Raw genomic sequence first — 24,054 nt, forward strand, 5'->3', positions numbered from 1 at the left:
AGTAGGATGAAATAATCGAATATCTTAGTCAAGATAATAGATATTGATTAGAAAATGATAAATGGGATTTTGCAAAAGAGTTTTTCATTGCTAAATCTATAACAGTTGGGACATCTGGGTATTCAAGTGTTGATTTTTCTGATTTTGATAATAAATATATAAAAAACGAATTTAAGTTTTATGTATGTTATAGTTTTAAAAATAAACTTTTAAAGAACTCATATATTGCTAAGATTAGAAGTTCTTTAATATATATATCTATATTTTTCAATAAAAATTTTAATACTTTAAAGACACTTCAAGATATAAATATTAATGAATTTAATATCAAATACAATAGTTATTTATTGAGTATCTCAAAATCTAAATCAGCCGAAATGTCAAGTGTATTCGGAACAATAGACTTTATCAAAGATTTCTATGATGATAGAGAAGAAATTGAAAAAGATATATGGTATTCAAAAAATATTAAAGGTGCTAAAATACCTGCAAGTGGTTCAAGTCATGGTAATTATAATTCAATTAATTTTACTGCTATACCTTTATATTATAGAGAAACTGTTAAAAGATATTTTAGAACAATAATTACTAAAAAAAGTTGGATGACTTGCAATAATACACTTAAATATTTAAGTTATTTTTTTAATTATCTTTATTCAAATAAATATCAAGATGGTTGTATTGAAGATTTAAATAGAAATGATATAGAAAAATATTTATACTATGTGTCAAATGACAGAAAAGATAAAAATAAAACGGAAAACTCTAAGTATATAAGTTTTGTTAGAACATTTTTAGAATATATTCAAATGGCTCAATATGATAAAGCACCAAAAAAAGAAGTATCATTTTTAATATTTCAAGATGACATTCCTAAAAGAGAACTAAACAAAGATGAAGTAAAAAAAGCAAAGTTTGTTCCAGAACCTATATTAAAACAATTAGATAATAATATCATGGATTTAGATAGACCACAATTCATACCTATTTATATTCTTCTTCGTGAAACTGGATGGAGAGGTACGGATATATTAAACCTTAGATATGATAATTGCTTAGAGCAGATATGGAATAGTAAAGAAGAGAAATATAACTATTACCTTTGTGGTGAAATAACTAAAACAGGTATATCACAACTTAAAATTCCGATAAGAGATAAAGTTGCAGAAATGATTCAAAAATCTATTGATAAAGCAAAAGAACTAAGCACAGAAGAAAATAATCCTAAGAAGCATTTATTCAATACTTATGAAGGTAAATTAAAAGGCAAACCATTGGCGAAAGCCACACTTTTAGCAACGATTAAGAGGCTAATAGTTCAAAAAGATATTAGAGATGCTAACGGTAAATTATACCACTTTAGGCTTCATTCATTAAGACATACAAGAGCCAAAGAATATGTAGAACAAGGTATGGGAATAAGCGTTATACAACAGATTTTAGGACATCAAAGTTTACAAATGACAGTTCATTATGCTACTGTATCGGAAAATGTATTATATGAGAAATGGAAGAATACAGAGGACTTAGAATTGTTTAAAGTTGATACTACAACTAATGAACTTGTTGAAGTAGATACATCTTCTACCGAAGGTGAAAATCTCATTAGATATGAATATGTAAAAAAGAATTTAGATGCCGTTAGAGTTCCATTTGGAGTATGCTTTAAAGCCTCTAAATTACCTTGTAAGCAACAGATGAACCATTGTTTAACCTGTGCAAGTTTCTGTACTACGGTTGAAAATATACCTGAATATGAAGAAGAAATTGAAAAGGTTAGGCAACAAATCGAAATAAGTGATAGATGTGGCAGAGAACTTTGGGCAGAGAAAAATAAACAGTATTTAAATATATTAGAGCAAACATTGGGAAAAGTTAAAGAACATAAATTAGTTCATAAAAATGGAAAGTCAAGGGAGGAGTTATAATGGCAGACCATACTGAAGGACTTAAAAGATATGCAAAACAGAAAACACAATTAACTTTAGAAAAATTAGATAAAGCCATTAGAGAACTTTCTTTGAATGAAGAAAAAATTAACTTTAATAGTGTATCTAATTTAAGTGGAGTTTCCAAGACTTTTCTTTATAACAACGAAGAAGTTAAGAAAAGAATTGAAAAACTTAGAGATAAACAGACGAGTAAAACTATGAATAAAAGAGCCAAATATGATAAAACTGCTAAAGCAAAAGATATTATTATAATGTCAAAAGATAAAAAAATTAAAGAATTAGAAGAAGAAAACAAGAAACTTAAAGAGCAATTAGAGATTATTAGAGGTAAATTATATGAAAATTTAAAATAACAGTAGTTCGTAATAGTAGAATATGACACACAAAGGAGAGATTTAAATGAGGTACTTTTTTGACTTTATGTTATTATTAATAATTTACTTTCTATTCTTTTACAGAAGGTGGAATGAAAAATCTAAAAAGATACTTATAATTAATACACTAATGTATGCTTATATTACAATGGTTCTATTCGTTACACTAATGCCATTTACAATACCCCTAATAAATGGAACAAATAATATGTTTCTTCAAACTGCAAATTTTATACCTTTTAGAGATTTAAAGTCAAACTATAACGGAGCAATTAGAGAAATTGTTTTAAATATTGTTATGATGATACCTTTCGGTTTTTTATATGCTATTATTAAGAGACAGGGCATCTTGAAAATAATTATGTCCACATTTCTTTTTAGTTTAGTAATTGAAATTTCTCAATTAATGAGTGCATGGTGGGGTGGTTTATCATCTCGCTCATTTGATATTACTGATTTAATTACAAATACATTTGGAGGCTTAGTAGGATATACTATTTTTCTTGTTTTAAAGCCACTAATTTTAAAAGTATTAAAAAAATAATCGCTGTAAACTTTGATTACTCAAGATGACATTTGCTTCACAATTTTCATATTATGCGAACTAAAATTAATTAAATCATAGACTACATTGATTACATGTAGTCTATGTATATAACAAGTAAAATGCAGTATTGTGTCAGAGTATACACGAGATATTTAAAGGAGTGGGGAAAAATGAATAGTAAAACTAACAAGTATAAAGGAAGTAAAACTCTACGCAAAGTCTGTCGATATGACACTGGCGATAGTTGTGTAGGGGTAAATAAGTAATATCGCCTTTCTAAAAAAATTTATCTAAACAGACTTTGTATCCTTAATAATAAAATATAATTTTAAGGAGAGAAGTTTTTATGAATTATATCAATGCTGAAAAAATATTACCAGATAGATTAGTAAGAGAAATTCAGAAACATATCCAGGGTGGCTATGTATATATACCATCTATCCCTGAAAAACGTAAGAAATGGGGAGAAAATTCAGGACACAGAGAATATATAAGAAAAAGAAATAAACAAATATCTAATAAGTATCAAAATGGTCATACAATTCAGGAGCTTGCTGAAGAGTTTTTTCTTTCAGTTAATAGTATTAAAAAAATCATATATACAAAAGTCAGTTAAATTAGAGTTACTACTCTTTTGAGTAGTAGCTTTTTTTGTATAAAAAATAATACAGAGATGTTATTTATCTTTTAAGTAGTATGTATAGGATGCTATAATTACTTTGAGATAGAATTAGAGAGGCTCATAATATAAATACTTAGGAGGAACTGATATGGATAATCCTATATTACAATCAATGCTAAATAGAAAGTCTATCCGTAAATATAAGTCGGATATGCCAACAGATGAAATAATACAAGCTATTGTAAGATCTGGACAACAAGCTCCTTTTGCTTATCAATGCTACAGTATCTTATTGGATCGAAAAAATAAGCACCCCTTTGGAGCACCATTACAATTTACAATTTGTGTGGATCTACATAAGTTAGAAATGATTATGAAAAAAAGAAACTGGACCATTGTCATAAATGACCTTTCGATGCTAATTATGGGCATACAAGATGCTGCCTATACAGCAGGTAATATGGTAATGGCAGCCGAAAGTTTAGGTTTAGGTAGTTGTTTCATAGGTGCTACTCCTTACTATGCAAAAAAAATCGTTGAAGAGTATAAGCTTCCTAACAAGGTATTTCCTCTTGTACAGTTAGTTATGGGTTACCCAGCAGAAGATCCGACTCCTCGTCCTCGCTATCCAATGGAGTATTGTCTTTTTGAAGATCAGTATCCTGAATTTACAGATGAAATGATTGATAATGCCATAGCTGAAATGGATGAAGGTTATATTAATCAAAATTATTACCGAGATATGAATAATATGATTCCTATTAAAGATGGTAGCAAAGAGTTATATACATTTGATAATTATGGGTGGACAGAACATATATCTCGTAAAGCAGGTCAGTGGCTTGAGTCCCCTGAGGAGTTACTAGAACAATTTGAAGCTTGTGGGTTTAATATACGCTATGAGTCTGCTAAAAATGATTAAGTAGCATTTACAGAGAAAAAAAGGGAGTATTTCAAAAGAATATAAAATCCTCAAACTGGTTAATTACTAAGTTTGAGGATTTCCTTTTTGAATTGTTCATACACCCTAAATATATGATAAATAAATAAGCTCCAAACTATTTATTTATCATATATTTTTATAAAAGAATAATAGGTATTTTGATTACTCTATTTCATAGGTGGTAAAAATATTATAGTTGAAATATTTTTTTATAACTAAATATTTGGGAGGAATTAATTTGAAGAAAACTTGCATATTGCTATTAATATTTCCAATTATTTTATTTACTTCATGTCAAATAGAAGAAGTAGAGACACCTCAATCTACACCAGCTGAAGAAAGTAAAAATGAGGATGAAGATACCAATGAAGCAACCGGAGAACTTTCCGAGAGCTCAACAGAAGATTTAAAGTATAAAACTGAAATAATAGCTGAGAATCTTGAGATACCCTGGGAGATAGTGCCTATCTCAGATGGTAGAATTTTCATAACAGAAAGACCAGGTCGGGTGTTATTACTAGATGAGGGAGAAATTTATGACATACATAATGTTGAGCATATAGGAGAGGGTGGACTTTTAGGGATGGACTTAAGTCCTGATTTTAAGAATAATAACATTATTTATCTTTACTATACCTATGCTGAAGGAAATCAGATTTATAATAGGGTATCTCGATTTACTTTTGAGGAAAACACCCTTAATAATGAACAAATAATTCTTGATAAGATACCTGGTTCTCAATTTCATAATGGAGGAAGGATAAAATTTGGTCCGGATAATAAGCTTTATATTACTACTGGAGATGCTCAACAAGAGAATTCTTCTCAGGATATAGACACCTTATCGGGAAAAATTCTTAGGATTAATCCAGATGGTACAATTCCTACTGATAATCCTTTTGATAGTAGTCCGGTGTTTGCCTATGGACTCCGAAATCCCCAAGGATTAGCTTGGCATCCAGTGAGTGGTCAGCTTTTTGCTAGTGATCATGGTCCTAATAGGAAGGATGAAATCAACTTAATACAACCAGGAAAAAATTATGGATGGCCTATAATTACCTGTGACGAAGAATCATTAGAATACGAGAATCCAATAGCATGCTATTCAGATTTCACATTAGCTCCTTCTGGAATTACTTTTCTTCCCTGGAGCAATATAGAAGAAACTCCTTTATATATTGCTGGACTTAGAGGAAGTATGGTCATGAGAGTTGATTTAGATAATGAAGGTAACTTTATAAGGCAAGAAAGACTTTTGCAGGACTTGGGACGTATTCGTACTGTAATTTATCATGAATATGCTTTTTATATAGCTACAAATAAGACAGATGGGAGAGGGACTCCAATGGAAGGAGATGATAAGATCATAAAGGTTACACCAATATTAAATGCCTCAGATGAATAAGCTTGGGTCATTTTTGGTTAGTAGTATTTGCTTTTTATAATTTTACTATAAGGACCATTAACCAGGATGAGAATTTTGTATTCTTTCAAATAAAAAAATATAAATATGTAACTAAATGATGAGTAGAATACAGAATAAATATGATAATTATCTGTTAATATAGAGGAATAATGATATTAATTGAAGAAGTATATATAAGACAAATGTCTTATATATACTTCTTTTTAAACTCACAGATTATTCATTTCTATATATGAAGAAAATAAGGAACTTAGTAATAAAAAAGAAATTAATACAAAAAGTTATAATTGGATATAGTAAGTAGGTTTTTTTAAAATTCTACACTATTTAAATTAAAAAAATTTATCATAGAATCATGTATAGAATTAGATTCAACAGGAGGAAAATATGACTATTTTATTGATAGAAGATGATATAAAATTAAAAGAATATATAATGGAATACTTAGAAGCCTATGAGTATGATGTTGAGGAAGTTAATGATTTTGACAAGGTAATGGATAGAGTAGAGGAAATTAAACCTGATTTAATAGTTTTAGATATCAACTTACCTAAATTCGATGGATTTTACTTCTTAAAGATTATAAGAAAATTATATAATATCCCAGTAATAATACTATCTGCTAGAAGCGATGAAGGTGAGCAGATTAGAGGAATGGAGATTGGAGCAGATGATTATATAACTAAGCCTTTTAGTATAGGGATTTTACTTGCTAAAATAAATGCATTATTAAGAAGGGTATGTGAATACAGTGAAACTGAGGATGAAGAACAGGGTGAGTTATCTATAAGACATGAAAGTATGAAGTTAAGCTATAAAGATAAAATTATAGATCTGACAAAAAATGAGTACAGAATATTAAATATACTTTTAAATAATATTGGAAAAGTTATTACAAGGGAAGAATTGTTAGAGGTTTTATGGGATGATACTACCTTTGTTGATGATAATACTTTAACAGTTAATATGACTAGGGTAAAGAAAAAACTAAGTAATTTAGGGATTGATAATGCTATTATAACAAAAAGAGGGGTAGGATATGTCTTTAATGGAATTAATAATTAAGGTATTAAGGAGAAAAAGTATAGAGTTAATTGTTTTACTAATAAATGCCCTCCTTATAGTATTATTTTATAATTTACTATATGAAAATAACGAAGTAGTGTATCCATTAATGTTAAGTGGATTTGTAATATTAACGTATTTTATCATTGCTACTATAAGATATAGAGGATTTTTAGAAAAGCTAAAAGAGAGTATAGTAAGCCCTGATTATAATAATGTAGATGTTAATTCCAATGAGAAAGAGATATTATATACAATAAGTGATATTCATCAAAATTATCTTAAGGAAATTCATACATTAAAGCAATCTATAAATGACAAAGATAATTTATTTTCCCAATGGATTCATAATATGAAAACTTCAATAACTGTAATAAGTCTAGCTTGTGAAAAGAGCACTCCCTATACTAAAGATAATAAATATATTGATGATATAAAGGAAGAAAATAATATACTTAAAAAGAATCTAGAAGAAGCTCTTAATGTATTAAGATTAGAGGATTTCTCGAGGGATTATATTACAAGTTCTTGTAATTTAAGGGAACTTGTAAACGATGTAGTTAATAATAAGAAAAGGGATTTTATATACAAGGGGGTTTTCCCTAAGGTAGATATACATGAGAGAACTTATGTCTACACCGATAAAAAATGGTGTGGATACATGTTAGATCAAATAATATCTAATGCTATAAAATATTCAAAAAATGCAAAAGCAAATAAGATAGAAATATATGAAAAAAATAATATTGATACAATAGAACTATTTATTAAGGATGAAGGTGTAGGTATAACTAAAGAAGATTTATCAAGGGTATTTGATCCATTTTTTACTGGGGTCAATGGTAGAAAAGAAAGAAGTGCAACTGGGATTGGCCTTTATATGGTAAGAAGTATAGCAAAAAAGCTTGAACACAGTGTTGAAATAGAATCTGAGATTGGAGTTGGAACACAAGTTAAGATTATATTTAATAAGCAAGATATTTACTAAACTAAATAGAAAGCCTTTCAAGAATGTAAGGTTATGTAAGGGAAATCCATTTGAAGATTATGGATTTCCTTTTATACTAAGAATATAAACTAGTGTAAATATTAGCACTGTATTTCTAGTATATGAGGAGGGTATGATATGGAGATTTTAAAGGTAAACAATTTAACAAAGGTATATAATGCCTATAAGGAAGCAAAGGAAGTTAAAGCATTAGATGGTATAAGTCTTACTGTCAACAAGGGAGAGTTTGTTGGAATAATGGGCCCCAGTGGAAGTGGTAAGACTACACTTTTAAATATTCTTTCCGGGGTTGATAAATGTACTTCAGGGGAAGTATTTATCAACAACAAAGATATTAGTAGTATGAAGAAGGATCAGATGGCTTTATTCAGAAGAAGGAATTTAGGTTATATATTTCAGGATTTTAACTTATTAGATAGTTTAACGTTACAAGAAAATATAGCACTAACCCTTATTCTAGATAAGAAAAGACCACAAGATATTGAAAATAGAGTTAATAAACTTATGAATTTTTTTAGTATAGAAGGTTTAAAGGAAAAGTACCCTTATCATATTTCAGGAGGGGAAAAGCAAAGAGTCGCTGCAGCAAGAGCTTTAATTAATGAACCAGCTATAATTTTTGCAGATGAACCAACAGGAAATCTTGATTCTAAATCAGCAACTAATATAATGAGCATAATGAGTAAGATGAATGATGAAATGAATAGTACAGTACTAATGGTAACTCATGATCCATTCGCAGCATCATTTTGTAAAAGGGTTATTTTTATAAAGGATGGTAAAGTCAAAATAGAAATCAATTCACATGGCGATAGAAAGAAGTTTTTTGATAAGATTTTAGAAGTTCAAAGTGTTATAGGGGGAGTAAACTGATGACCTTTTCTTCTATAGTTCGAAAAAACTTCATTTATAATTTTAACAAGTATATATCCTTTTACTTTGTTAATTCATTAATTGTTGCAATGCTATTTATGTATGGTAGTTTAATTTTTAATTCAACAATAGTAAATAACATAGGTAAATCATCACTATATGATACTGTTATCGTATCATTAGGTGGTACAATACTGTTTTCAATAATTTTTATCACTTATACAAATGTATCTTTCTTAAAAAATAGGGGTAAAGAGTTTGGAGTATATCTTACTTTAGGTATGACAGCAAAGGACTTAACAAAGCTAATATTTATAGAAAATATTGGTATTATGATAGCAGCATTAATAACAGGGATTTTAGGTGGAACTTTATTTGGAAGATTGTTTTATATGGGATTAAATAAAATATTAGGGGGAACTACAATTCTATATGAGATTAATTATGAAAGTATATTATTAAGTATAGGTGTCTTTACCCTTATATCCTTAGGTAACTTTTTATTTAATATGATATTTATAAGAAAAGTATCAGTAATAGATGTCATAAAAGTCCATAGAAAAAAGGAAGTAGGAAAGGCTAGAATGTTAATAGGCGCTATTTCTTTAATGATATTGATAGTGTCAACTTATTATTTGCCAAAGGCTTTATTTAAGGAGATTTTTAAGGAACAATCCTATATTATAGGCGTTTTTATAGGTTTGATAATAGTATGTCCATACATGGTAATCGGATCATTTATTTCAATAGTCAAATATGTCCTTAGTAAATTTCCTAAGTTATATAATAATAACATAATGATTTTATCAAATTTATCACATAGATTTTTGGCATATAAAAATGTTTTATATATGCTTTCGTTACTAGTTGCTGGAGCAATGTTTTTTGTAGGTTTTAGTTATTCACTATATACAACAGCTAGAGAGGATATAAATGCTGATAATCCCTATGATATTATGTTTGTTGAAAATAGTAAATATAATAGAGTTGAAAAAGAAGAAATATCAAATATAATAGATGAGAACAATGGTAGGATAGAAAAGTATAATGTATTAGAGTATTTAGAAGTTCCAGTGTTTAGAGATGAAGGCGATGAATTAACTTTAGGCAGTTCTAGGGGAACAGTTATAAGTGAAGAAAATTATAATCAACACATGAATACTAATATAGATGTAGATTCAAAAGCAGCTTTATTCTTAATGGTACCTGATGAGACGAAAATGATCTTTGAATACCCCACATCTATTTTGATAAATATAAATGAAAAACAATTGGAAAAAGTTAAGTATATAACATCAAAAAATAACTTTGAGATAAGTAAAAAAGACTTTAAAGATATTGCAGGAGATGCTACATCCCTATATCTAGATAAAAGCATGATAAAAGAAAAAGATGGTGTAAAATTTACAAATTATTTAGGGACTAGAGTTTATTCTTCTGGTCGTGCTCTTGTTTTAGACAATGAAGATTATGAAGTATTAAAAGAAAGCTTAAGTGATGCTTCATTAAAGAAGCTACATCTAATGAATGTAAAAAATAGTGATAAAGCTTTTGAAGCATTACTTAGCTATTTAAAAAAAGCTAATGGTCTAGATGATTCATATTGGAATGAAACTGATATTTTTAGCATCCCATTTGAGGATGAAAGGGGTACTATAGAGTCCTACAGACCTGTATATAAAGAAGAACTTATAAAGTTACAGCTAGACAGAAGGGGAGTTGCATTATTTACATTGACATTTATAGGGTTATTATTTGTAATAGCTAATGGAGTAGTTTTATACTATAAAGTACTATCAGATGCAGATAATGAGAAGGAAAGACTAGTTGCATTAACTAGAATAGGTGTATCAGAAAAAGAAATTAAAACTATGATTAGTAAAGAGTTAGCCATAACATTCTTTATACCAATCCTTATTGGCGGAGGAATGGGACTATATTTCTTATATGTCATATTCTCTAACTCAGAAGTAATAGAGTTATTTATGAGAAAGGCCTTTATGATTTTAATTTGGGGATCAATGTTTCAGATTTTATTTTATATCATAAGTAGAAAAAAATATATAAAAGAAGTTATGTGACTTCTGGAAATTAAATGCATACTACTGTTTTGAAAAATCTGCCGTTATAGGGATACAATCATCCTTGGCTTTTTTATATTAATCAAAGATTGAAAGTAGTGATTGTATTTTTGTATTTCTTCTATAAACTTTTTTGATTCTTTAAAAGGTACAATTATGATTAGACAGGTTCAAATAATGTATAAATTTCATATTATGAGTATGAGAAAGATTAATACTATATGTGGGAGGTATACCTTATGAATAAATCAATTCCTGATAAAAATATACCGTTGATTACCTATAATCCAATTACTTCACATATACACCATTCTAGCTATCCTAGAATTTCATCTGATGTTTTTATTGGACTTGGTAGTGTAGTATTAGGAGACGTTACTATAAAAGGTCCTGTTTTTATTGGTTTTCACAATATTATACGTGCTGATTATGGTAGCCCGTTTTTTATTGGCCCAGGCACAAGTATTCATGACCACTGTCTAATTCATGGTCAACCAAATCAATATGTTAAAGTAGGTGCATATAAATGGTCTGTCCATATTGATGGAGAGGTTAGCATTCTCCATGGATCAGCAGTACATGGTCCCTGTAGAGTAGGAAAGAATACATTTATTGGTCAACATGTATCCATTTTTGATGCGGAGATTGGTCCAAATTGTGTAATTATGCATGGTGCTAATATCACTGGAGGAGTAAAGATTGCTGAAGGCCGGTATGTGGAGCCAGGTAAAACCATATTTGAACAGGAAGAAGCAGATAAACTTCCTTCTGTACCTGGAGATCATTTATCTGTAAATCCAGAAACTGTTAATGGATATATGGAGCTCCTTTACACCTATAATAGTCAAACATCACTTGGTCAAAAATTATATGATTAAGAGATTAGATAAATTGGTAAATGAGACTATTAGGGTAGGATTAAGAGACGCTTCTATATAGATATTTTACGAAATAAATTGAATAGAATATTAATAATCCGGTTAGGGTAGATTTCACCTTGACCGGATTATCGTTCTGAATTAAAAAGCAGTAGCAATAAAAATATAATAAAAATTAATAAACATTTATTGATAATCGATAAAAATCATGCTAAAATAAAAGTAATAATAAATAAGTGAGGTGCTTTTTATGAAACGAGAAACACTTTTTTTAAAGATTGCTGTTATTCTTATTGGAGTTCCAATTCTTGCTTTATGTATATTTGTATTACCTTGGATAGCTAAGGATGCAGCAGAAAGTAGTATTAAAATGGCCTATATTCTATATGGTATTTTAACAATTATGTATGTGTCAGCAATACCATTTTTTGCTGCATTATATCAAGCGATTAAACTTTTAAGCTATATTGATAAAAACGAAGCTTTCTCAGAATTATCGGTAAAAACTTTAAATAATATAAAAAAATATGCAATTACAATCAGTGCCCTGTATGTAGTTGGAATGCCGCTTTTCTATATAGTAGGTGAGGTAGATGATGCACCAGGTGTTATATTGATTGGAATGGCTTTTATTTTTGCACCAATGGTTATCGCAGTATTCGCTGCTGTACTTCAAAAGATATTAAAAAATGCCATAGATATAAAAAATGACAATGACTTAACGATATGAGGTGAATAACATGGCAATTATAATCAATATTGATGTGATGTTAGCTAAAAGGAAAATGAGCGTTACAGAACTTTCGGAGAGAGTTGGAATAACAATGGCTAACATTTCTATATTAAAAAATGGAAAAGCAAAAGCTATTAGATTTTCCACTTTAGAGGGAATATGTGAAGCTTTGGAGTGTCAACCGGGGGATATTCTAGAATACAGAAATGATACAGAGTAGATTCGTTAAATCATCAGCAATGTTTATCGGAGGAGATAGTATATGAAAATTAAATTAATCCAACCAACAATGCTACCAAGGCCAATGGATACAAAGTTAAAAACAAGAATGTCTCCTTCTCTAGCTTTATTAACCTTAGCAAATCTTACACCAAAAGAGCATGAAGTTATTATTGAGAATGAAAATGTTGAAAAGATAGACTTTGATGAAACTGTAGATTTAGTAGCAATAACCGTTACTGTAGATGTGATGAATAGAGCGATGGAGATATCAAGAGAGTTCCAAAAACGTGGAGTGACAGTAATAGCAGGAGGTATACATGTTACAGCAAACCCAGAGAGAGCTTCTAATAGTTTTGATGCAATTTGTGTTGGGATAGCTGAGAGAGTTTGGACAAAAATACTTGAGGATAAAGAAAATAATTTACTTAAGAAGATATACTCTGATATAGGAAATATTGATGGTAGTGAAATAGTATCACCAAAATATGATAGTATTGATAATAAAAAATACTTATATGCAAACATAATTAGTACAAGCAGGGGATGTCCTTTTAAATGTGATTTTTGCTATAATAGCTGCACTAATTCTCTTAAAACTTATATTAATAGACCGATAGACGATGTAATTAGAGATATCAATGTATTAAAAACAAAACATATAATGTTTATTGATGATAACTTTATTGGAAATCCTAAATGGACAAAAGAATTACTAAAGCAAATAAAGCCTCTTAAATTAAAATGGAATGCAGCGGTTACATCTAATATAGTAGACATGCCTGAACTATTAGATGAAATGAAAGCAGCAGGTTGTCAAAGTCTTTTTATAGGATTTGAAAGTATAAATAGTAAATCAATAGAAAGTGTTCATAAAGTGCAAAATAGTGTAAAAAGATATGAGAAGCTTGTAGATGAAATTCATAAAAGAGGAATAATGATAAATGCAAGTTTTGTATTTGGATTAGACGAGGATGATGAATCTATATTTAAGAATACATTAGAATGGATAATTAAAAATAAAATAGAAACGGTAACTTCTCATATAATGACACCCTATCCTGGAACAAAGCTATATGAATTATTATCAGAGGAAAATAGAATTGTAGATTTTAATTTGTCTAATTATAATACTGCTCATGTGGTATATAAACCAAAGAATATGACTCCAAAAGAATTATATAATGGCTATATATGGCTATATAAAGAGTTATATACATTTAAAAATATATTGAAAAGGCTACCAAAATCTAAAAAGCAATGGATTCCATTTTTGACCTTTAACTTTTTTTATAGGAAATTTGGAAGACTAACTGAACTGTTGTGCAATATTGTTTCCTTTGAAAGGATAGGGAGAGTTGCTAGATGGTTTGCTTATAAAACAAGGTAAGTGGTGGATTTTGATTGTAAAGATATACTTCAATCAATGAAGGTTAATAGAGATTTTACTTTAGTAGAAGTGTGTTTTAAAACTATATAGGATATGTTAAGATTTAAATAATCAATTACAAATGAGTGTAATCACCATCAAAAGAACCAATTTTTAATTATTAGATACATAATTCTTGAATAAATAGATAAAGATAGATACAATTGTAATTACAACGAGGATTTAAGTAGTATTACTAAATTCTCTAACCCTAGAGTTAATTTATTAGTAGGGTTTGGAGATTAAATCATAAAAGGAGGAAATATAATGAAACCAACACCACATATTGAAGCAAAAAATAAGGATGAAATTGCAAAAACTGTTTTGATGCCTGGAGATCCCCTTCGAGCAAAGTTTATAGCAGATACATTTTTAGAGGATGTAAAACAGTTTAACAGCGTAAGAAATGTTTTAGGATATACCGGAACTTACAAAGGAAGAAGAATTTCGGTGATGGCAAGTGGTATGGGAATGCCCAGTATAGGAATCTATTCCTATGAACTCTATAAGTTTTACGATGTAGAAAATATTATTAGAATCGGATCCTGTGGAGGCTATACTCCAAAGGTAGAACTGTATGATGTAATTTTAGCAAAGGATGTCTGGAGTGAATCTAGCTATGCTAAAGTGCAAAATGGCTATGAAAGTGATGTTATTGAAGGCACTCCTGAATTAAATCAGCGCCTTATAAAATATGCAAATGAGTTAGAGATTCCGATGCATATAGAAAGAATTCATTCTTCAGATGTGTTTTATAGAGAAAATTTTGAAGAATATAAGGAAATTTATGAGAAGCATGGCTGTGTAGCAGTAGAAATGGAAGCTTTTGCTCTTTTCCACAATGCCAGAGTGCTTGGGAAAAATGCAGCATGTTTACTTACTGTCTCTGACAACTTAACAACTCAAGAGGCAACAACTTCCGAAGAACGACAAAATGCATTTACTAATATGATGAAGATTGCCTTAGAAATGGCAGAATAGAAAAATAAGGAGAAGAAGTTAGTTAACTAACTTCTTCTCCTTATTTTTGTCTTTAATGATTTTCAGTTATGCTTTATCTTCAAGCTAACAGTTATGTTCTACTAATTATGTCATATATTATATTATACGGGGGGATATAACATGAAGAAGTCATTATTAGGATTAGTTGTATTATTAATGTTAACAGGTTGTCAGCAAAGCAATAACACCAATGTTGAAAATACATCAATTGATGAGATAACAACATATAAAGAAACCATAAAAGATGGTAAAGTAGAAATCGATAGAATTTCTTATGATATCAAATCAGTCACAAAGATTATAAATACATACGATGAGAATGAGAATATTATAGAAAAAAACACAACAAATGATGATTCTGAAATACTTATTGAGTATCTATATGAAAATAATCAACTAATTGAGGATAGAGCATACTCAAAGGACGAACTATCATTTACTAATTACTACTATTATGAAGATGATTTGTTGATGAAAAAGAAGACTGTTCATAAAGGTGGTTTAGAAACCCGTACAGAATATTCCTATGGAGATAAGACTGAGACCCGAACACATTATAATTCGGATGGTAGTATATCTTTTATCACAAAAGCATACCTAGATGAAGATGGTAAGATGGTGGAAGGTATTATTACTAATGCAGAGGGAGAGGAAAGTGAGTCGATTTCATACCATTATAAAAATGACCTTTTGATAAAAGGAATTAGTAAGAAAGAAGGTATGAAGATCAAGACATTCAATTATAAGTACAATAATATTGGTGATAAAATTATGGATTATATTATCTTTCATGGGGAAGTAAATACTTTATTGGTTAATTTTTATGATATTGAATATGATGAGAACTTATTACCTAAAACTGTTACTATCTATCGAGTACAGTCCCAGATAGCAGATGAAGATATTAGGGACTTTCAATAATAGGAATATGAGAATGAATTTGGTAGCAATCTATATAGAGGATAATTTATGAGTATTTAAAACAAGGATGTATCAGTATTAGAGCTGATATATCCTTGTTTTTTTAATAGATAATAAAAAAGCATATAATGCTTTATTTACAGTATTGATATTAAAAACAATAAGAAAACCGTAAAAAGAAGGAATGCATATGAATTTGTAGAAACATTACATTATAGAAAAGAGGTAGATATTATGAATAAGGTAAATTTTCAAAACTCTAGAGGATTAAATATCGTTGGTAATTTAAATAGTGTTGATTCAAATACAGTAATTATAATGGCTCATGGATTTACTAGTAATAAGGCATCAAGGGGTAGATTCGACAAGTTAGCAGAAGCTTTAAACAAAGCTGGGTATGATGCATTAGCAATTGATTTTAGTGGTTGTGGAGAAAGTGATGATGATTTTCTGACTGTGGAGAAAGAAGTAGATGATTTGAATTCAGCTATTCAATTTGTAAAATCTAAAGGGTATGAAAGAATTGCCCTGTATGGACATAGTCTTGGTTCTCTTATTTGTTTGAAGTGTTATAGTAATGAAATAGTAACAATGGTTTTATCAGGGGCTTTAACTGGACCTATGAAATATAATTGGGATGAATTTTATACAAAAGAACAAATGCAAGAATTAGAGGAAAAGGGATATTTAACAGAGCATACTCCAAAAGAAGTAAGGAAAAAGGTTTTAGTAGATAAACAAATTTTAAAAGATTTTGAGATGATTAATCAGGAGAACCTATTGAGAGATGTCAATTGCCCAGTGTTGATAATCCATGGTAATAATGATGAAGAAGAAAAGCAGCTTTATGAAAGATCTAAATCAGCAATGACATTACTTTCAAATGACTCAAAATTAAAAGTTATTGATGGAGCAGATCATAGTTTTCTTGAGCATTTTCGCATATTAGTTGTGTTGACTATTGATTGGTATAAGAAGCATCTTAATTGATATATTGGAGGTCAAATGAAAGATTAAACAAAATTAGAATATATGAATGCGTATACCTATATAGAAGGATGAGGATAATTTAAATAAATAGTTCAACATATATATTAAAGGAGAGAAAAACTATGAAATTAATTATATTTGACTTAGATGGAACACTTTTTAGGACTGAAACAGTTGATATAGTGGCAATAAACAGAGCTTTAGAGGAGAATGGATATAAAAATAGATATAAATCAGAAATTCTTAAATTAATTGGCGTGACCTTAGATGAAGCTTGTATTTCTTTGATAAATACAAAGGATAAAGATGTTATTGAAAAATTAAAAAAAGATATAATAAGGTTTGAGAAAGAAGAAGTTGAAAAATATGGAGAATTGTACGAAGGGGTTTTAGAAGGTCTGATACGATTAAAGAATCTAGGTTTTACTTTATGTATCTGTTCAAATGGAAATGAAGAATATATCAAGCAAATATCGAAAAAATTTAATTTACCCGAAATTTTTGAAGAAATATCTTATAGTGATAGTAAATTCACCAAATCACAGAGAGTAAGGCGTATAAAGGATAAGTATAGAGCTGACAAGTTTATCATGGTTGGAGACAGAACAAGTGATATAGAAGCAGCAAGGGAGAATGATGGCATTTCTATTGGAGTGACATATGGATTTGGTAAGGATGAACCTCATCAGGCTGATTACATAGCAAAGGATTTTAATGAGATAGAAAGTACAATAGAAGAAATATTTAAGGAAGAAAATTTGATTAGTTATTCATAAAGATATTATACAAAGAAAATAGAAATTTGAAGATAACGTTATAAGGAATATATCTAAAAGGGGCATAGAAAATGATCCAATCAATTGTACATATAGCTTTGGTAGTAAAGGATTATGATGAAGCTATAGAATTTTACACCAAAGTATTAAATTTCACATTAATAGAAGATACATATCAGCCAGAACAAGATAAGAGGTGGGTAGTAGTATCACCCCCGGAGTCAAAGGGTACAACAATTTTATTAGCGCGAGCTTCTAAACCTGAACAAGAGCAATTTATAGGGAATCAAACAGGGGGAAGAGTATTCTTATTTCTAAACACGGATGATTTTTGGAGAGACTATAATGATATGATTTCAAAAGGTATAGAATTTGTGAGGGAACCAAAAGAGCAAGATTATGGTTTAGTAGCTGTGTTTAAAGATCTTTATGGAAACTTATGGGATCTACTACAACTAAATGAAGATCATCCAATTTCTCAACTAATGAAATAGAGTTAAAAATAATATTAATATTATAGCACATTTAGATAATCTAGATGAGTTTATGAATAAATTACATATTAATATAAATTATGGAATTCATACTATGCAAAAACTTCGTGTTGTTCTTGCTCAGATTTTATCTTTAGTTATTGTTTACCTGTAAAGTGTTAAAAAGAAAAAAGGACAAACTAGAGTAGAATTATCTTATTAAAGATGAATTAAATATTTACAACATGTATAGTTTAATGAGGTACTTATTTAAGTAAATTAACTATTTAGTCAAGCGAGGCCCGTAACCCTTAATACATTTTAGACAGAAGTTATTATGAGTGTTAAAATGATAAGGATAAATATATTTATTTTGAATAGTATTTAGGGGGAAGGATCAAATTGCTAGAAATAAAAAATTTATATAAAGAGCATCAGGGAATCATATTTAATCATATAGATTTATCATTGTCACATGGGCACGCTCTAAGTATAGAGTGTACTAGAGAGGCTAGTGATATGCTTATAGACCTAATTTTAGGAAAACATATACCTGCTAAAGGTGAAATACATATAGAAGAGAAAGTAAATACTGAGTACATAAAAAAAGGATTAATAAACATTGGTATAGTATTGAGAGAAGAAGGATATTATGAACGATTGACAGTTAAGAGTTATTTAAAGTTTTACAGTGAACTTTTAGATAGTCAAGTTAATTATAAGGATATAATGAGGAAGCTTGCCTTATTGGATATTGGACATATGAAAATATCCACATTGTCTTATTCACAAAAAAGAAGACTTAGCTTTGCTAGAGAGAGACTTAAAAGGCTTAAATTATTGATATTTCAGGAACCAATACTTAATATGGATAGAGATGGTGTAAGGATTGTATTAGAGAACTTAGAGGAATTAAGACTAGAGGGAGTAGCCATACTAAATACTTCTGTATCATTAAAGGAAACAATCATATTAGGAGGACAATCCTATATTCTTGATGAAGGTGGTATGAAAAAGGTACAAACAGATGATGAAGAAATTGAAAGAAAATATTCTAATGTAGACGATAAAGGTGAAACTAATATCCCAAAAAAGGATAAATATGAAAAAGTAGATATTGATAAAATAGAAATGAAGCCTAGGTATAAGATAGAGAAGATTCCAGCAAAGATAGGAGACAAAATACTGTTATTTAACCCTACCGAAATAGATTATATAGAAAGTGAACAAGGTATAAGCAGCTTAAGTGTAAGGGGAGAAAACTTTGTGTGTACATTTTCTCTTAGTGAACTAGAAAATAGATTAAAGCATTTTGGATTCTTTAGATGTCATAGGTCATATTTAGTAAACCTTCAGAGAGTAAGAGAGATTGTAACTTGGACAAGAAATAGCTTTAGTTTGACCTTAGATGATAAAAACAAGAGCTCTATTCCTTTATCTAAGGGTAGAATAAATGATTTAAAAGACATATTGAATTTATAATATATACTTAAGTTAAGCAAATAAACGAAAATTAAAGGGCTAAAATGCTCCACTTAACCCCAAATATACTCTCCTCATAGTGAAAATATAGTTTTTAAGCAGTATTGATATTATAATAGACTCATAGAAAAGAGAAGGAGAGATATACACTATGGAAAACATTATTTCAGTAAAATGGATAACATGGAGTAAGAAATACAAGGGGGATTGGAAATGAAAAATAATATGACAAAGAAATATAAAATAAATATTCGTGATAAACGAGGAACGTTAGTAATAATACTTATAAATATGATGATTTTTATTGCTCTAAATACGATTCCTGACATTGGAGATAAATTATTGCTTGATCCTAAGATAAATATAATAATGAAAAGACCTTGGACATTAGTGACAGTATTTTTTTCACACGAAATACTTATTCACATCTTTGCTAATATGGGGCTACTTTTATGTTTTGGTTCAAGATTAGAAAAGATTACAAGTTCAAAAATTATTTTTGCAGTATATTTAACTTGTGGATTCGTTGGTAGTCTTACAATTATTCCAGTTGCTTATCTTAATGGATTTAGTGGATTAATACCGGGTGCATCCGCATCAGTTTTTGGTATTGTTGCAACATTCGCAGCCATGCGTCCTAATACTAAAGTGATGGGCGGAACAGCAAAGCAGTGGGCAGCAATGTTATTTGCCTTTAATGCAGTGCTATGGATTTTAAAACCTCAAATATCTATCGGTGGTGGCGCTCATGCTATAGGAATAGTAATAGGACTGATTTTTGGTTATTATCTGAAAAATAAAGAAACTAAAAGGTCAAATATTGGAGAAAATATGTTATAAAAGAAGTGAACTCTATGAGAGATTAAATATATAAAAGAAGAATGGCTATACACGTAGAGCATTAGTAATATAGCCATTCTTTATATTATCTAATATATTAACGTGAAACATTAAGACAGCTTTTTAAAATGAAAGATAAATTGTCTATAGAGGATGATCCTAAGAATTGAAGTTAAAATATAATGACAATAACTTTAGAATCTTTATCAAAACAAAAGATTATTTTAGTACAATTAATAATAAAAACTGTGCAGATAAAATATATAAATAGATGAATACAGCTGAACTTTTATCGATTTATTCTAATCTAAAAGAAATATCCTTAAGGTTAACAGGGAGGGAATTATAATGGAGTTATCTATTAGAAGAGTGAAGGCATTGATAAAAAAAGAAATCAAGGATTTCATAAGAAATAAAAATGTTTCTATCATATGTTTACTTCCTGTAGTATATGCACTTATAGCTGTAAATGCAGGCAAATTAGGAAATGTAATGCCTAAAATAGATATGTTAAATATGGGATTAAGTATGAATCTCACACTAGTGTCGACTTTTTCAATTTCTATGTTGATTGCTGAAGAAAAAGAAAAGAATACTAACAGGACTTTGATATTATCTTCTGTGTCACCAGTAGAATTTTTATTAGGAAAAGCTATATGGATAATATTATTCTCAGTTATTACCAATATAATAATGTATTTAATAATAGGAATCGATATTCAGTATATAGGATATTATATACTTTGGTCTACTCTCGTAGTTTTAACTATGGTGCAAATAGGTGGAGTAATAGGTTTGATTTCTCATAATCAGATGTCTACAGGTGTAGTTGGCATACCAGTCTTAATAGTATTTTTAATTATACCTTTGTTAGCATCATTAAATGATACACTTAAAAGAATAGCATTATTACTGCCTAACTATAGTGTTCAAGTAGTACTGGATAGTCTTATAAATGGTAAAGGATATAATAGCTTTACTTACAATATACTAGTAATATTAGTATGGATATTAATTGCTGCCATAGTGCTTGCTTACACATATAATAAGACGGGTTTAGATAAATAATAATAAAAAGGAATGCCAATATCAGATTATTGTGATACAGGTTATTTTGAATAGCATCTATAGAAATACAATGGAATATATCAAAGTAACTGTGATTTTATCAAGTTTAAGTAGTTTAATAAAATAAGTTTATTGTATTTAGAATAAACTTGTATTCGACATATTAAAAAGGATAAAATAATCTTACTACAATAAAATTTATGATATAGGATAATTTTAAGATATAATGATATTTATAGTAGCTTTTGGTAAATAGGGGGAACCTAATGGATAATATAACTTTAATTCAAAAAACTTTAGATTATATTGATGATAATATTTTAGAAGAAATAACAACAGAAAATTTAGCTAAAATAGCAGGATTTACTAAGGCCTTCAAAAAGACATTTGGTTATTCACCAAATTTTTATAGAATCCATGCTCCTATAGGTATACCCCAGAGAGTTGATTTGAAAAGACTAAAGGATAATATGACCGGGGGCATTATATTGCAGCCTAAAATAATTAATAATAATAGTTTTAGAGTAGTTGGTTATGAGTTTAAAACGACTTTAAAGAACAATGCTCATTGTAGAGATATTCCAGCCTTTTGGTATAATTTTGAAACTGAAGATAAAGAATTTAAATTATATGAAACGCAGAATCCACCTAAGCATGGAGAGTATGGGATATGTACAAGTACTAATTTAGAGAATAATGAATTTTCATATATTTTAGGTGTAGAAGTGACTAGTTTTGATAGTGCTTTAGGGGAAATGTATACTTGAAGAGTGGTTTCCAAACTCACCCTATGAGATTGATAATACCTATCCAGACTTTGAATTCTACAATGAAAGATGTCACCCTTGGGAATATGAAAAGCTCCACATGTATATATACATACCAATAAAATTAAGCGAAAGTCGTAACCTTTAATGGTTTCGACTTTTTTTATTTTTATTACTAACTTTACATATAACAAAATAGGAAAAGAAAATTAAATTAAATTAAGCAGTGATAATATGTAGCTGTAGAGATCATATATATTAACATTATTAAAGCTATGTATACTTATTAAGTTAAATAATAAGTAATGAAAGGAGACAGTATATGAATAAAGAGAAGAACAATATTTCCAATACTGCTAAGTGGTTTTGGAAGTATGGAAAAGATAGATATTTTTATGTATTAGGAATTATTATATGTATTGGGTTAATTACAGGAAGTAACATACTTCGAGCAAAGGTTTTGAATCAGTTAATTACAGTATCAATATAAAGAAAGACAGAGGAACTATTAGCTGTAATAATTACGTTAATTGCAATTGTTATTCTGGGGTTATTATCAACGACTTTTCTTTCCCTATTTAAAACTCGCTTTGTCGCAATAACTGCAGCTAATATTAGAAGAGGTTTTTTTAGTAGTTTGCTTAAAATGCCTATATGGAAAATGGAGTCTCTTTCTTCCGGGTCTATAATCTCTCTATATAATAATGAATTAAATAAGATTATTAGTTTAATTTCAGGAAAATTTGTAGATGCTTTATTGCAGCCTATAGTGTTTATAGGGGTTTCGGTTTATAGGGTGATGATTAACTGGTAGCTTTACTTCATATGCTATATCTTTTTGCCCTTAGTAGTAGTTATAATAAATAAGTTGTCAAAGAAAAATTCTTCTTATGCATATAAGTACTATGAAAAGATTGGATATGCAAATGAATTATCTAAAGAGTGCATTGATGGAATAACAGAGATAAAGACCTTTAATCTAGAGGATTCTATTGCTGAAAAATGTAAGAAGGCTTTTGATGATGTTTTGTTTTATATTCCTCAGTCTGAAAAGTATGATGCATTATCCCTGCCAATCTGGTTATTAAATCTTCAATTATTATATTAGAGAAACGACCTCTGCTTATCGTGAGAAAACAGTTGGATATGAACATTTTCTTAAATTTATCGACACTACAGATATTTATTGTGGCTTTGCTATTAAAAATAATGAAAATAAAATCTTGGGATTTTGTTTATTAGAAGTCTATAGCTCTCTTTCAACATTTTCAGAAGTAGCCGAAATAATGTATTATATTGATAAAGACTACACGGGAAAAGGAATTGGTACTATAGCATTAAAAAAACTTGAAGATGAAGCAAGAAAAAGAAAAATTAGAAAGTTATTAGCAGATATTTCATCAGACAATATAAGTAGTATAAAGTTTCATGAGAAAAATGGATTTATAGAATATGGTAGACTAAAAAATATCGCAAACAAGTTTCATAGATATTTTAGTGTTGTATTGATGGGCAAGGAGCTAGATTGATATAGTATTATATTTAAATAATAAAAAATGTTAGCAACAATTATATATATTAAAA

The 24,054-nt window shown here is 28.9% G+C and carries 27 protein-coding genes; all 27 read left to right on the forward strand.

All coding sequences use genetic code 11. The annotated features are described in order from the left end of the window. Window positions 1-347: 347 nt before the first annotated feature. Window positions 348-1,928 (forward strand): tyrosine-type recombinase/integrase, encoded by a 1,581-nt coding sequence (locus tag GOQ27_RS10785; protein ID WP_350445903.1) that lies wholly within the window; start codon window positions 348-350, stop codon window positions 1,926-1,928. Continuing rightward, window positions 1,928-2,305, forward strand: a complete 378-nt coding sequence (locus GOQ27_RS10790; RefSeq protein WP_203366874.1) for a DUF6262 family protein — start codon at window positions 1,928-1,930, stop codon at window positions 2,303-2,305. The genes GOQ27_RS10785 and GOQ27_RS10790 overlap by 1 nt, the downstream gene beginning before the upstream one ends. A 46-nt stretch (window positions 2,306-2,351) precedes the next feature. Continuing rightward, window positions 2,352-2,870 (forward strand): VanZ family protein, encoded by a 519-nt coding sequence (locus GOQ27_RS10795; RefSeq protein ID WP_203366875.1) that lies wholly within the window; start codon window positions 2,352-2,354, stop codon window positions 2,868-2,870. 349 nt (window positions 2,871-3,219) lie between these two features. After that, window positions 3,220-3,489 carry a CD3324 family protein gene (locus GOQ27_RS10800; protein ID WP_203366876.1) on the forward strand — a complete coding sequence of 90 codons (270 nt, stop codon included), beginning with the start codon at window positions 3,220-3,222 and terminating at the stop codon, window positions 3,487-3,489. Between the two features lie 178 nt (window positions 3,490-3,667). Next, window positions 3,668-4,417 carry a nitroreductase family protein gene (locus GOQ27_RS10805; protein WP_203366877.1) on the forward strand — a complete coding sequence of 250 codons (750 nt, stop codon included), beginning with the start codon at window positions 3,668-3,670 and terminating at the stop codon, window positions 4,415-4,417. A gap of 259 nt (window positions 4,418-4,676) precedes the next feature. Continuing rightward, window positions 4,677-5,843 (forward strand): PQQ-dependent sugar dehydrogenase, encoded by a 1,167-nt coding sequence (locus tag GOQ27_RS10810; RefSeq protein WP_203366878.1) that lies wholly within the window; start codon window positions 4,677-4,679, stop codon window positions 5,841-5,843. 408 nt (window positions 5,844-6,251) lie between these two features. Further along, the gene (locus GOQ27_RS10815; protein ID WP_203366879.1) at window positions 6,252-6,929 is read left to right on the forward strand and encodes a response regulator transcription factor; all 678 of its coding nucleotides are present in this window, start codon (window positions 6,252-6,254) and stop codon (window positions 6,927-6,929) included. Beyond that, window positions 6,904-7,917: a sensor histidine kinase gene (locus tag GOQ27_RS10820; protein WP_203366880.1), complete on the forward strand. Its 1,014-nt coding sequence runs from the start codon at window positions 6,904-6,906 to the stop codon at window positions 7,915-7,917. The genes GOQ27_RS10815 and GOQ27_RS10820 overlap by 26 nt, the downstream gene beginning before the upstream one ends. 138 nt (window positions 7,918-8,055) lie before the next feature. Beyond that, entirely contained in the window at window positions 8,056-8,811 is a 756-nt protein-coding gene (locus tag GOQ27_RS10825; RefSeq protein ID WP_203366881.1) for an ABC transporter ATP-binding protein, read from the forward strand. Beyond that, entirely contained in the window at window positions 8,811-10,892 is a 2,082-nt protein-coding gene (locus GOQ27_RS10830; RefSeq protein WP_203366882.1) for an ABC transporter permease, read from the forward strand. Before GOQ27_RS10825 ends, GOQ27_RS10830 begins: the two co-directional genes overlap by 1 nt. Window positions 10,893-11,131: 239 nt before the next feature. Then, a complete protein-coding gene (locus tag GOQ27_RS10835; RefSeq protein WP_203366883.1) occupies window positions 11,132-11,770 on the forward strand; it encodes an LbetaH domain-containing protein in 639 nt (212 codons plus the stop codon). Between the two features lie 250 nt (window positions 11,771-12,020). Next, a complete protein-coding gene (locus GOQ27_RS10840) occupies window positions 12,021-12,500 on the forward strand; it encodes a DUF2975 domain-containing protein (RefSeq protein ID WP_203366884.1) in 480 nt (159 codons plus the stop codon). A 10-nt stretch (window positions 12,501-12,510) separates the two neighbouring features. Next, a complete protein-coding gene (locus GOQ27_RS10845; protein WP_203366885.1) occupies window positions 12,511-12,723 on the forward strand; it encodes a helix-turn-helix domain-containing protein in 213 nt (70 codons plus the stop codon). Between the two features lie 42 nt (window positions 12,724-12,765). After that, window positions 12,766-14,112, forward strand: coding sequence for a B12-binding domain-containing radical SAM protein (locus tag GOQ27_RS10850; protein ID WP_203366886.1), 1,347 nt, complete (start codon window positions 12,766-12,768; stop codon window positions 14,110-14,112). Between the two features lie 306 nt (window positions 14,113-14,418). After that, on the forward strand, window positions 14,419-15,132 hold the full coding sequence (deoD, locus tag GOQ27_RS10855) for a purine-nucleoside phosphorylase (protein ID WP_203366887.1): 714 nt from the start codon (window positions 14,419-14,421) through the stop codon (window positions 15,130-15,132). Between the two features lie 141 nt (window positions 15,133-15,273). Then, window positions 15,274-16,074, forward strand: a complete 801-nt coding sequence (locus tag GOQ27_RS10860; RefSeq protein ID WP_203366888.1) for a lipoprotein — start codon at window positions 15,274-15,276, stop codon at window positions 16,072-16,074. A gap of 234 nt (window positions 16,075-16,308) precedes the next feature. Beyond that, window positions 16,309-17,064, forward strand: coding sequence for an alpha/beta hydrolase (locus GOQ27_RS10865; RefSeq protein ID WP_203366889.1), 756 nt, complete (start codon window positions 16,309-16,311; stop codon window positions 17,062-17,064). Window positions 17,065-17,186: 122 nt separating this feature from the next. Next, window positions 17,187-17,840 carry an HAD family hydrolase gene (locus GOQ27_RS10870; RefSeq protein WP_203366890.1) on the forward strand — a complete coding sequence of 218 codons (654 nt, stop codon included), beginning with the start codon at window positions 17,187-17,189 and terminating at the stop codon, window positions 17,838-17,840. Between the two features lie 71 nt (window positions 17,841-17,911). Further along, entirely contained in the window at window positions 17,912-18,334 is a 423-nt protein-coding gene (locus GOQ27_RS10875; protein WP_203366891.1) for a VOC family protein, read from the forward strand. Between the two features lie 381 nt (window positions 18,335-18,715). Continuing rightward, window positions 18,716-19,795 carry a LytTR family transcriptional regulator DNA-binding domain-containing protein gene (locus tag GOQ27_RS10880; protein WP_203366892.1) on the forward strand — a complete coding sequence of 360 codons (1,080 nt, stop codon included), beginning with the start codon at window positions 18,716-18,718 and terminating at the stop codon, window positions 19,793-19,795. A gap of 213 nt (window positions 19,796-20,008) precedes the next feature. Beyond that, window positions 20,009-20,635: a rhomboid family intramembrane serine protease gene (locus GOQ27_RS10885; protein WP_252187808.1), complete on the forward strand. Its 627-nt coding sequence runs from the start codon at window positions 20,009-20,011 to the stop codon at window positions 20,633-20,635. Window positions 20,636-20,983: 348 nt separating this feature from the next. Next, complete coding sequence (locus GOQ27_RS10890; protein WP_203366893.1) at window positions 20,984-21,703, forward strand: ABC transporter permease; 720 nt, start codon at window positions 20,984-20,986, stop codon at window positions 21,701-21,703. Window positions 21,704-21,969: 266 nt separating this feature from the next. Next, the gene (locus GOQ27_RS10895; RefSeq protein WP_252187809.1) at window positions 21,970-22,470 is read left to right on the forward strand and encodes an effector binding domain-containing protein; all 501 of its coding nucleotides are present in this window, start codon (window positions 21,970-21,972) and stop codon (window positions 22,468-22,470) included. Window positions 22,471-22,792: 322 nt separating this feature from the next. Further along, complete coding sequence (locus GOQ27_RS10900) at window positions 22,793-22,960, forward strand: hypothetical protein (protein WP_203366894.1); 168 nt, start codon at window positions 22,793-22,795, stop codon at window positions 22,958-22,960. Window positions 22,961-22,990: 30 nt separating this feature from the next. Then, window positions 22,991-23,284, forward strand: a complete 294-nt coding sequence (locus GOQ27_RS10905; RefSeq protein ID WP_350445904.1) for a hypothetical protein — start codon at window positions 22,991-22,993, stop codon at window positions 23,282-23,284. Between the two features lie 54 nt (window positions 23,285-23,338). Then, a complete protein-coding gene (locus tag GOQ27_RS10910; protein WP_203366895.1) occupies window positions 23,339-23,578 on the forward strand; it encodes a 6TM ABC transporter family protein in 240 nt (79 codons plus the stop codon). Beyond that, window positions 23,574-23,999: a GNAT family N-acetyltransferase gene (locus GOQ27_RS10915; RefSeq protein ID WP_350445905.1), complete on the forward strand. Its 426-nt coding sequence runs from the start codon at window positions 23,574-23,576 to the stop codon at window positions 23,997-23,999. The genes GOQ27_RS10910 and GOQ27_RS10915 overlap by 5 nt, the downstream gene beginning before the upstream one ends. Window positions 24,000-24,054 lie beyond the last annotated feature (55 nt).

Origin of the sequence: Anaeromonas frigoriresistens (assembly GCF_016820655.1) — a bacterium.
GTDB lineage: Bacteria > Bacillota > Clostridia > Tissierellales > SIT17 > Anaeromonas > Anaeromonas frigoriresistens.

Bases quoted from the DNA above. Each gene is read 5' to 3' on its own strand.
- GOQ27_RS10790 (WP_203366874.1), top strand. From the start codon at position 1,928: ATGGCAGACCATACTGAAGGACTTAAAAGATATGCAAAACAGAAAACA.
- GOQ27_RS10795 (WP_203366875.1), top strand. From the start codon at position 2,352: ATGAGGTACTTTTTTGACTTTATGTTATTATTAATAATTTACTTTCTA.
- GOQ27_RS10800 (WP_203366876.1), top strand. From the start codon at position 3,220: ATGAATTATATCAATGCTGAAAAAATATTACCAGATAGATTAGTAAGA.
- GOQ27_RS10805 (WP_203366877.1), top strand. From the start codon at position 3,668: ATGCTAAATAGAAAGTCTATCCGTAAATATAAGTCGGATATGCCAACA.
- GOQ27_RS10815 (WP_203366879.1), top strand. From the start codon at position 6,252: ATGACTATTTTATTGATAGAAGATGATATAAAATTAAAAGAATATATA.
- GOQ27_RS10820 (WP_203366880.1), top strand. From the start codon at position 6,904: ATGTCTTTAATGGAATTAATAATTAAGGTATTAAGGAGAAAAAGTATA.
- GOQ27_RS10825 (WP_203366881.1), top strand. From the start codon at position 8,056: ATGGAGATTTTAAAGGTAAACAATTTAACAAAGGTATATAATGCCTAT.
- GOQ27_RS10830 (WP_203366882.1), top strand. From the start codon at position 8,811: ATGACCTTTTCTTCTATAGTTCGAAAAAACTTCATTTATAATTTTAAC.
- GOQ27_RS10835 (WP_203366883.1), top strand. From the start codon at position 11,132: ATGAATAAATCAATTCCTGATAAAAATATACCGTTGATTACCTATAAT.
- GOQ27_RS10840 (WP_203366884.1), top strand. From the start codon at position 12,021: ATGAAACGAGAAACACTTTTTTTAAAGATTGCTGTTATTCTTATTGGA.
- GOQ27_RS10845 (WP_203366885.1), top strand. From the start codon at position 12,511: ATGGCAATTATAATCAATATTGATGTGATGTTAGCTAAAAGGAAAATG.
- GOQ27_RS10850 (WP_203366886.1), top strand. From the start codon at position 12,766: ATGAAAATTAAATTAATCCAACCAACAATGCTACCAAGGCCAATGGAT.
- deoD (WP_203366887.1), top strand. From the start codon at position 14,419: ATGAAACCAACACCACATATTGAAGCAAAAAATAAGGATGAAATTGCA.
- GOQ27_RS10860 (WP_203366888.1), top strand. From the start codon at position 15,274: ATGAAGAAGTCATTATTAGGATTAGTTGTATTATTAATGTTAACAGGT.
- GOQ27_RS10865 (WP_203366889.1), top strand. From the start codon at position 16,309: ATGAATAAGGTAAATTTTCAAAACTCTAGAGGATTAAATATCGTTGGT.
- GOQ27_RS10870 (WP_203366890.1), top strand. From the start codon at position 17,187: ATGAAATTAATTATATTTGACTTAGATGGAACACTTTTTAGGACTGAA.
- GOQ27_RS10875 (WP_203366891.1), top strand. From the start codon at position 17,912: ATGATCCAATCAATTGTACATATAGCTTTGGTAGTAAAGGATTATGAT.
- GOQ27_RS10885 (WP_252187808.1), top strand. From the start codon at position 20,009: ATGAAAAATAATATGACAAAGAAATATAAAATAAATATTCGTGATAAA.
- GOQ27_RS10890 (WP_203366893.1), top strand. From the start codon at position 20,984: ATGGAGTTATCTATTAGAAGAGTGAAGGCATTGATAAAAAAAGAAATC.
- GOQ27_RS10895 (WP_252187809.1), top strand. From the start codon at position 21,970: ATGGATAATATAACTTTAATTCAAAAAACTTTAGATTATATTGATGAT.
- GOQ27_RS10900 (WP_203366894.1), top strand. From the start codon at position 22,793: ATGAATAAAGAGAAGAACAATATTTCCAATACTGCTAAGTGGTTTTGG.